General features: G+C 41.1%; 1 protein-coding gene. It reads right to left on the bottom strand.

What is annotated here, in order from left to right:
- Positions 1-564, bottom strand: a 564-nt coding sequence (locus H5154_RS23125; RefSeq protein WP_182719775.1) for an ATP-binding protein, incomplete at both ends; no start/stop codon positions are given.

Here is a 564-nt window from a genome sequence, read left to right on the forward strand (position 1 = left end):
GTTTTCCTGTGGTAGCTGGCTTATAATTATGTGTGATTTATACCCATACCGCGCATCGATTAATTCGAGTAAGTCACCTCGTTGCTGTGCACTCAGTGGTTCAAGCCCCCAGTCGTCTAAGATCAATAGATCATACTTTATTAACTTCGCCAGTAATTTCCGGTAACTACCATCTGCTTGTGCTAGAAACAGGCTTTCGAGTAGTTCTTTTAATCGAATATAGTAAACACTTTTTCCTTGTAGACAGTGCTCATGTCCTAAGGCACACGCAAGGTAGGTTTTTCCACAGCCTGTTGCCCCAGTGATTAAGATATTTTGGTGTAAGTTCAGCCAGCTATTTTGGCTTAAATTACGTATCTGTGCTTTTTCTATATTACGTGTTGGTGAATAAATCAGTTGATTTAACTGAGCCTGTAAGCGGAATTTAGCGTGTCGCACTAGCCGGTCGATTTTTCTTTGCTCACGCGTATCAATTTCATGAGTGAGCAATAAACTGACGCGCTCTATAAAGCTTTGTTCTTGATATAGATTGGGCTGTTCAAGCTGTTGCTTGAGTGCTTGCTT

The sequence above is a fragment of the Pseudoalteromonas sp. SR44-5 genome (assembly GCF_014163675.1).
In the GTDB taxonomy this organism is placed as follows: Bacteria; Pseudomonadota; Gammaproteobacteria; order Enterobacterales; family Alteromonadaceae; genus Pseudoalteromonas; species Pseudoalteromonas rhizosphaerae.